This window comes from Micromonospora sp. NPDC049903 (assembly GCF_044460945.1).
Classification (GTDB): domain Bacteria; phylum Actinomycetota; class Actinomycetes; order Mycobacteriales; family Micromonosporaceae; genus Micromonospora.
The window spans coordinates 1-8492 of record NZ_JBITKL010000053.1 but is presented as its reverse complement, the minus strand read 5'-3'; the positions used below and the strand labels follow the sequence as shown (position 1 = coordinate 8492).

Annotated in this window: 5 protein-coding genes; 3 read left to right on the top strand and 2 right to left on the bottom strand. The window is 69.0% G+C overall.

The features are described 5' to 3' along the window. Positions 1–238: 238 nt before the first annotated feature. Complete coding sequence (locus ACIBO1_RS32140) at positions 239–1492, top strand: tetratricopeptide repeat protein (RefSeq protein WP_396753052.1); 1254 nt, start codon at positions 239–241, stop codon at positions 1490–1492. Positions 1493–1552: 60 nt separating this feature from the next. Then, positions 1553–2284, top strand: coding sequence for a hypothetical protein (locus ACIBO1_RS32135; RefSeq protein ID WP_396753050.1), 732 nt, complete (start codon positions 1553–1555; stop codon positions 2282–2284). 298 nt (positions 2285–2582) lie between these two features. Here the strand turns inward: ACIBO1_RS32135 and ACIBO1_RS32130 are convergent, their stop codons facing one another. Together ACIBO1_RS32130 and ACIBO1_RS32125 are read right to left on the bottom strand one after the other, a co-directional pair. Next, positions 2583–5630: an AAA family ATPase gene (locus tag ACIBO1_RS32130; protein WP_396753048.1), complete on the bottom strand. Its 3048-nt coding sequence runs from the start codon at positions 5628–5630 to the stop codon at positions 2583–2585. Beyond that, positions 5630–6829 (bottom strand): exonuclease SbcCD subunit D, encoded by a 1200-nt coding sequence (locus tag ACIBO1_RS32125; RefSeq protein ID WP_396753046.1) that lies wholly within the window; start codon positions 6827–6829, stop codon positions 5630–5632. Before ACIBO1_RS32125 ends, ACIBO1_RS32130 begins: the two co-directional genes overlap by 1 nt. A 469-nt stretch (positions 6830–7298) precedes the next feature. Between ACIBO1_RS32125 and ACIBO1_RS32120 the strand changes: the two genes are divergently transcribed. Beyond that, entirely contained in the window at positions 7299–8222 is a 924-nt protein-coding gene (locus ACIBO1_RS32120) for a recombinase family protein (RefSeq protein ID WP_396753044.1), read from the top strand. Positions 8223–8492: the final 270 nt, after the last annotated feature.

Here is an 8492-nt window from a genome sequence, read left to right as displayed (position 1 = left end):
GGCCCGGGCACCCAACCCACCACCACCCCATTGGGGGGGGGGGGGGGCCCCCCCCCCCCCCGCCCCCCACCCCCCCCCCCCCGCCCCGGCCGGGGGGGGGGGGGGGGCCCCCCCCCCCCCCCCCCGCTTCGGATCCAGGAAGGGTCTTCTCGACGGTGATCGCTGGCAGGTCGGTTGACCTCGCGGCCGTGTCGGGTCAGCCCATCGGGGCTGCCTGCGTGTCTGGTGTGATGTACCGGTGAGGGTGCAGGGCGACAGCGAGTTGACGGTGCTGGTGGATCGGTTGCGGCGGGATCGTCGCCGTGACCCCTACTCCGGCCAGGACTCCTACTCGCGCACGGCGCGTGAGGTCGCCGACCGCTGCGAAAAGTTAATCGACGTGGGTGAGGCGTCGGTCGCGGTGCCGTTGCTGCGCAAGGCGGTCGATCGGATGACGGGCGCCCTGATGTACATGGATAGCTCCTCTGGCGTGCTCGGCAACGACCTGGCGTACCTGATGGAGGTCTACGCCCGGGCGTGTCGGGCCGCGCCGCCTCGGCTGGCAGGGTTGGCGGCGTGGCTGGTGAAGCTGGTGTGCGACGGCCCGGGCTGGCCGGACGTGGTGCTGCGCGAGTGGGCTCCGGCCCTGGGGCCGAAGGGCCTTGCCGAGGTCGCGCGATTGGTCGACGAGCGTGCCGCAGAGACCGAGCCCGATGACTGGCATCGGCAATGGGCGGTGCGGTACCTGCGGGAGCAGATCGTTGAGGTCTCCGGCGACGTGGACCGCCACGTACAGGTCCTGGCGGAGCGTCTGGTCAGCGCCGACCAGTACGGACGGATCGTCACGGTACTGGGGCAGGCGCAGCGCCCCGCCGAGGCGATCGACTGGGCCCGACGCGGACTCGCCGCTCACCCGTCGGGTTATCAGGCCGTGGCGCTACGTGACCTACTCGTACGGCTGTTGATCGAGACCGGTGAACCGGAGGCGGCGGTGGCCGAGCGCCGGACGGCGTTCGATGTCCAACCGACGATCGACAACTTCCGGTCGCTGCTGGCCACGGTAGCCGAGACCGATCAGGACGCCGCGCACACCGAACGGGCGTTGACGGTGGTACGCGAGCGTGCCGCAGGGCAGGCGGGATACCTTCTCCACCTGATCGACGTGCTGATCCTCGCCGGTCGTGACAACGAGGCCTGGTGCACCGGGCTCGCGCGCTGGGACGAGGTTCCTGCCCGGCAGCGCGTCGAACTGGTGGAGTTGCGGCGGCGCACCCACCCGGCCGAGGTATGCGAGCCCTACCAGGCGCTCATCGACGCCCAACTGCTGGACTCCTACGACAAACGCCGCTACGACAGGGCGATCACGCTGCTGCGCAACCTGCGCGAGGCGTACGTGGCCACCGGTGAGGTCACCCGTTTCGAGGCGTACCTGGAGGCGTTGCGCGCAGAACACCGCCGCCGGCCGACGTTCCTGGCCAAGCTCGACGCCGCCCGCTTCCAGTCCGGCCGATAGGGTGTGCCTGTGGCGGTCCGCATCGACGTAGAAGCGTTTCGTGATTCGATCCCCACGGCGGTGGATGAGGATGTGGCGCGACTGCTGGCCGACGGCAACGTCGGTGAGTTGGAGTCCGCCGGGGGCGGTGTCCAGGCCTTGGTGCGCGACCACGACGCCACCTTCCAGCCCTGGGTGGGCATCGTCGACGGGATCTTCACCGGGGACTGCGATTGCGGGATCAGCGGTGACGACCTGTGCGCACACGCGGTCGCGACCGCGTTGACCGCGTTCCACGCGGGCGCCACCTTCTCCGGCGCCGCCACCCCGCCCGGCGCCGCTCCCGGCGCGCCCAAACACGCCCGCTACCTTCAAGCCGTGCAGCGGCTGTCGCCCCGCCAACTCGCCGAACTGGTGGCGGGGCACGCGGCCCGGGACCGCCTCTTCGCCACCCTGCTGCTGGGCGAGGCCGGCATGCTCGACACCGCCGGCACCTCCGGCCTCGCCGACTTCCGCACTGCGGTCCGGGACGCGTCGACCGTGACCGCCGGCAGCAAGTGGCAGATCTCCGACGTGGAAACCACGGGGCACCGCCTGGCCGCCGAAGTCGAGATCCTCTGCGCCCACCCCGCGACCCCTGCCGCGCTCGACCTGGTCGAGGAAGCAATCCTCGTCTGGGACGACTTGTCCGGTCATCTCCGCGACGCCTACGACATCACCCGCACCGAACCGCAGGAGATCGCCGAGCCGCTCGTAGGCGCGCACCGCGACCTGTGTGAACGCCTCGACCTCGCCTCGGACGAGATCGCCTAGCGACTCTACCGGCTCCTTGCGCGCTGCCACTACGACACCGTGGACGTCGACATCTACGCCGATCTCCTCGCTAAGCACGCCGTAGGAATGGCTGGTACGGCCGGTTGCTGATCATCGCGCGATGCTTGTGCCGCCCGCCGCAGGACAGGGCAACGCCGCCCGGCAAGCACCGGCGGCGGGGCTACTGCCGGCCCCTACAGGTCGATCGTTGTTTGGTGGTAGTGGCTTGACCAACCGGAGTCGTTAAAGCCCTGGTAGCTGAGCTTGACCGGGAGGAACAGGCGTAGACAAAGTGTCCTCAGTCGATTGCTTGGGTTTCGACGGCCACGGTGGAGCCGGTGGCTGCCTTACGGACGTAGAGGCGGGATGGAATCCGCCGACGTAGTTCCGCGACGTGGCTGACCAGTCCGACGGTACGGCCACCTGAGCGCAGGCCGTCGAGGGCGTCGAGTACCTGGTCGAGTGCCTCTTGGTCGAGAGTCCCGAAGCCTTCGTCGACGAAGAGGCTGCCGAGTTGGGTGCCGCCAGCCTCAGCCAGGACGACATCACTGAGGCCGAGCGCCAGGCACAGCGAGACCAGAAAGGTTTCCCCGCCGGAGAGGGTGGCCGGGCGGCGTTCCTGGCCGGTCCAGGCGTCGACGACGGACAAGCCGAGCCCATTGCGGCCGGCGCGGCGGCCGGTGTCCGACTCGGTGACATGGCGCAGCAGGTAGCGGTTGTGGGTGACCTGCCCGAGTCGGGTGTTCGCCGCCGTGACGACGTGCCGGAACCGGTGGGTCAGCACATAGGTGGAGAGGGTCATCCGGGTACCGCTGTCGCTGCTCTTGCCCTCGACGAGTTGGGCGAGGCGGTTGGCGATCTCGTACTCGGCGCGGATGGGTCTCCACTGAGCGAGGGCGTTGACCAGATCCGGGCCCAGCTGCTTCAGCCGGTCGTGTTGCTCGACGGCGAGGCCATGCTGGGCGTGCAGCTCCGTGGCCCGCAGTCGGGCGGCTTGGTAGGTCTGTTCGCTGCCCTCAACGTCCGGTGATGGTTGGTGTGCGGCGGCGAGCAGGGTGGGGTCCTGTGCTCGTCCTGCGGCCTGGTGGTACTCGCCGTCGAAAGCGTCGATACGCTCCTGCAGGTCGACGATCTCGGGGTCGGTCAGGGCTGCGGCCCGCGCTGCCACGGCGTCGGCGAACTCCGACAGGTGCAGGTGGTGCTGCGCCTCCCGGTGGGCGTCGGCGAGTTCCCTTCCTGCCTGTAGCCACTGCCCCAGGTTGGTCACTGCAGTCCTGACCTCGGCGATTTCCCCGGTCAGGCGGGTCACCCGCACCCGCAGGGTCTTGTCCTGGCCGCGGACGGCGTCGATGGTCTCGTCGAGTTCGGTGATCTGCGCGGTCAGGGCGGCCTGCTGGGCGTTCGCCACCGCTTCGTCGCGGCCGATGTCGGCGGCTTCGCGGTGCTGATCGGCCAGCATCACGTCGAGGGTTTCCAGGTGGGCGCCGAGTTCGTCGGCCAGTTTCGTCGCCTCGGTCACCGCCCGCACCGCCTTGCGTGCCTCGGTGACCGTCGACTTCGCATGGGCTGCGGTCAGGCCACCGACCGTCTCGGTAACTTCGTTGAGCTGGGCGTTGATGCGCTCGACGGTGATCTCGGCGCTGCGACGTTCGTCGAGCAGTTCGCCCGCCTCCGTCTTGGCGTGGTCCTCGTCAGCGGCGGAGACGGCGTCGGCGGCTGCCTGCGCGGGTTCGGGGTGTTCCGGGGAGCCACAGACCCCGCAGGGCTGACCGGCCCGCAGTTCACCGGCGAGCTCCGCGGCCATGCCGGCCAGCCGACGCTGCCGTACGTCGAGGTGCCGGGCCTCGGCGGCTTGGTGGCGGTCGACGGCAGTACGCCGTTCCTCCTCGGCGGTCGCAAGCTGCGCGGTGAGTTCGTCGCGGCGCTTGCACGCCTTGGCCTGCTTCTGCGCCTCGTCCAGCCGCAGCTCGGCAGCCTCCCGGTCGGCGGCCACCGCCAGGGCCTGCTCGCGCCGGCCAGTGATTTCGGCATGCTCGACCGGCAGCTCGACCAGGCGGGCGTTGACCTTCTCGCTCCGGCTGGCCAGATCTTCGAGCTTCTTGCCGACCGCCGTCCGCTGCCCTCGCAGCGTGGTCCGTCGCGCCTCGCTGTCGATCGCGGCCTCGGCGGCACGCAGCTGCGTGGTGCGGGTCTGTTCCGCCCGGGTCAGCGCGTCGACGTCGAGGTCGGCCACGTCGACGGCCTCCCCGCCGTCCGGGACAGTCAGCGCAATACGGTCCGGCAGCACCGCCACGTCAGCGGGCAGCGAGGCGAGGTGTTCGATCGTCGTACGGCGGAGCAGGCCGAGGTCGGTGTGCCGCCGGTCGACCTGGTCGAGGTACGGCTTCAGCGTCGCTGCCGCGCGGGCGGAGTCGAGCTGGCGCTTCCAGCGGTCACGCTCCGGCTTGCGTGTCGTCAGCTCATCGCGCTGCTGCACCGCCGCCTGGTACTCCCGTTGCTGCCCGGCGAGGGTCGCGGCGGCCTGCCGAACCTGGTCGAGGCGCTGCTCCTCCGCCGTACCCACGGCCATGTTCTGGGCCAGGGCCTCCACCAGGTCAGCGGCCCGGTTTCGGTGCACGGCGGCCCAGGCGTCCAGCTCACTCAAGGTGTCAGGCTTGTCGAGATCGGCGGGCACCTCGACCTTGACCACCTCGGCGAAGCGCTGCGTCAGGTCACGGATCGTGCCGAGGGCCGCGCGTTCCTGCTGGCCGAGTTGCGTCCGGTGCTCCGCCAGCCATCCCTCGGCGCGGGTGAAGATCTCGATGTCGAAGAGGCGCCGCAGGAGCCCCTGCCGGTCGTCGGCAGACGCCTGCAGGAACCTGGCGAACCCGCCCTGGGGCAGCAGGACCACCTGGCAGAACTGCTGGACGTCAAGGCCGGTCTCCGCCCTGATCAGGTCGGCGGCTTCCCGGTGGTCCCTGGTGACGAACTCGGTCCGGTCCGGGAGCTGTTCGACGATCTCGACAACGGCCTGTTGCCGGGTGGTCCCGCTGCCGCGTCTACGGGGACGCATCCACTCCGGACTGCGGCTGATCAGCAGCCGTCGGTTGGTCAGGGTGACGTCCAGTTCGACCCGGGGGCCGACACCAACGGCGGCATGCTGCGAGTGCAGCGACTTGGCATCGTCCCGGAAACCGGGCACGGACCCGTACAGGGCGAAGCAGATCCCGTCCAGGATCGTGGTCTTCCCCGCGCCGGTATCCCCGTGGATCAGGAACAGGCCGTCGGCCGTGAGCGCCTCGAAGTCCACGCTCACCGTGTGAGGAAACGGCCCGAAGGCGGTCATGGTCAGCCGGTGCAGTCGCATCAGCGGGTCACCTCCACCCGGCGCAGCTCGTCGAAGGTCCGCTGCAGCAGCGCGACCTCGTCGTTGTCCGCCGGCCGACCACGCACCTCGGTCACGAAGTCAAGCGTCACCTCCACCGGTGACAGCCGATCCAGATCGGCGAGATCCCGGCCGCCCACCTCGACGGCCAGGCTCGGCACCACGAGCTTCAGCAAATGTGGGAACCGACGCTTGAGCCGCTCGTGCGGCGACAACGGACGCACCGCATCGGTCAACGTCGCCTCGACCCAACACTGCTCATACGCGCTGTAGGCAGGGCTATTCAACAATTCCTCCACGGTGCCGGTGAGCCGGGCCATCCGCCTCGGCACCGGAGCAGGAACCTCCTCCACACCGCGCAGCCCGTCGACACCAAAATCCACCAAATAGGACGACTTGACGTGCGCGGCCTCGGAAAAGCTGAACGCCAGCGGTGAACCGCTGTACCGCAACCCGTCGGCCAGACGCTGACGCCCGTGCAAGTGACCCAACGCCACATAGTCGACGCCCTCGAACACCGCACCGGGCACATGCTGCACCCCACCCACGCTGATGTCCCGCTCAGTGTCACAACCCTGACCGCCGGACACGAAGGCGTGCGCCATGACAACGGACCGATAGCCGGGACGAAGGGCCAGATCCGACCGAACCCTACCCATCGCGGCACGCAGCGCCGCCGCGTGACTCCGATCCTCGACCCCCCAGGCGGCCACCGCCGACGCCGGTTCGAGGAACGGCACCGGGTAGCAAGCGACCCTCGCGTCCTCATCCTCCAGCAGCACAGGCGTACCCACCGCACCCGTGCCCACCCGCACGTGCACACCGGCCCGCTCCAGCAACCGGGAACTGACACCCAACCGCGCCGGCGAATCATGGTTCCCGGCGATGACGACCACCTGGGTTCCCGCCTCCAGCACGAGCCGGGTCTGCGCCTGATCCCACAGACCGACCGCGTCCGGCGGCGGCACCGCCCGGTCGTAGAGATCACCCGCGATGAGCACCGCATCGACCCGCTCGCTCCGAGCGACCTCGACGAGGTGGTCGATGAACGCCAGATGCGCGTCGTGCAGGCTGATGCCGTGCAGGTGGCGGCCCAGATGCCAGTCCGAAGTGTGAAGAAAACGCACGAGCCGAGACGCTAGAACATCCATTGACCGCAGCACATCACCCCAGCCGACCACACTTCCGGACGAAGATCGGGTGTGTCCCGGCAGTCCGTACGGGAAACCTTTGCTATGGCATGGCTGGAGGACCGGCGGGGAAGTCCACTTGGCACCGTCGGCGCCACTGGCCTTGGAGGGCCCCGTGCCATACCACCACAGCCGACCGGTCGCACTGTCTCACACTTCGGCGGGGACACCTCGGGTGAAGGGTCGCCCGGTGTGGACCATGCGGTGAGCTACCTCCACTTCGGTGGAGAGAGGACTCCACCAAGTTCGGGCGGGGATACCGACACACGGCCGACACTGGCACCGCGCCAGGCGAGTAATAGCCTTACCCTTCCTCCGCGCCGACGGGTGTGGTGAGTGGCCGAGTCCAACAAACCACTACATCGTTGTCCATCCATACCGAGGGCTGACCGTAAGCCTCGGTATGGGAGGCCCTGATGCAGTACACGCCGGAACTCGACGGCCCTAACCTGCTCGGCTGGTGGATACGGCAGTCGCCCGCCCCCGGACGCGGTACCAGGCAACATCAAAGCCGCTGGGTATCCCATTCGCGTTCTACGGCCGGATGTCGACGCGGGAGTTCCAGGACCGGTTGTCGTCGGCGCGGTGGCAACGCGACTTCGCCGAGGACGTGATCGACGACCGGGGCGTAATCGTGGCCGAGTTCTTCGACGTCGGCGAGTCCCGTCAGGTGCCCTGGACGCGCCGCCCGCAAGCCGCACGACTACTGGCAGCTCTCGCGGACCCTGGCCGGGGGTTCGACGCGGTAGTCGTGGGCGAGTTCGAGCGAGCGTTCTACGGCAACCAGTTCCGCGACCTAGCGCCGCTGTTCAACCTGTACGGCGTGCAGCTGTGGCTGCCCGAACTCAACGGGCCGGTCGACGCCAGCAACGAGTTCCACCTGTCGCTGCTGGCCCTGCTCGGCGTGCACTCGAAACGAGGGGTCCAACGCTCCCGGTTTCGGGCCAAGGCGGCGATGCGCGCCCAGGTGGTCGAGCAAGGCCGTCATCTCGGTGGCCGACCGCCCTACGGCTACCGACTGGCCGGCGCGGGCCCGCACCCGAACCGGGCACACGCCAAATGGGGACGCATGACCTACCGGCTGGAACCTGACCCGTCCGCTGCACCGCATGTGCACTGGATGTTCGCCCAGCGCCTCGCCGGCCGCAGCATCGCCGGAATCGCCCGCGACCTCAACGATCGGCGTGTGCCCTGCCAGTCCCGCGTCGATCCCGGCCGCAACCCGCACCGCAGCGGCACGGGATGGACGCTACGCACGGTGGCGGCGATCCTCGCCAACCCTCGCTACACCGGCCGGCAGGTCTGGAACCGGCAGCACACCGAAAATAGCCAGGCGTTGATGTTTATCCGCCTGTCTCGCAGCCTACTTTGCCGGTCTAGTTAGCATTTTGCGGTTCGGGACGTCCTGGGTTTCCGTGTTCACTGGGGGTTCCTAGATCTCCAGTGCGCCTCGCGGGTCGATCGGGTCGGGGTTTGCCGAGGTGTTCGACGTCCTCGAGGGCGTTAGCGGATAGCCGGTAGATGCGGATGGTGTCTTGGGACCGCCTATTAACACCCGCCTAGTACTCCAACGTCACTTGGCTTCGGCGTTGGGCGTGGCGTGGGCATGAAGACGGCCACCGCGTTGATCATCGATGGTTTGTGAGGACAATCG